Origin of the sequence: Halomonas sp. HP20-15 (genome assembly GCF_033446685.1) — a bacterium.
Lineage (GTDB): Bacteria > Pseudomonadota > Gammaproteobacteria > Pseudomonadales > Halomonadaceae > Modicisalibacter.
The window spans coordinates 1-231 of the sequence record NZ_JAWQLY010000056.1; the positions used below are offsets into that span (position 1 = coordinate 1).

Genomic DNA, 231 nt, shown 5'->3' on the forward strand with positions numbered 1-231 from the left:
GATATCGACATGCTGGTGCAGGAGCGGGAGCCCGGGCCCGGCGAGATCGCGCTGGCGGCGCTGGCGGCGCTTGGGCTGATGGAAGGGCTGGGGCCGGAGACCGGGTTCACCTTGTGGCAGCCGATGGAGCGCGATGTGCTGTTGCGCCACGGCGGGCGCGACATCCCGTTGCGCGTCCGCAGCCTGTCGGGCGATGCGCATGACGTCATGATTGGCCCTGGCATCCGGCGG

General features: G+C 71.0%; 1 protein-coding gene. It reads left to right on the top strand.

Features of this window, described 5'->3' with window-relative positions; translation table 11 throughout:
• On the top strand, positions 1-231 hold a 231-nt coding region (locus tag R6258_RS18840), incomplete at both ends, for a hypothetical protein (protein ID WP_318453485.1).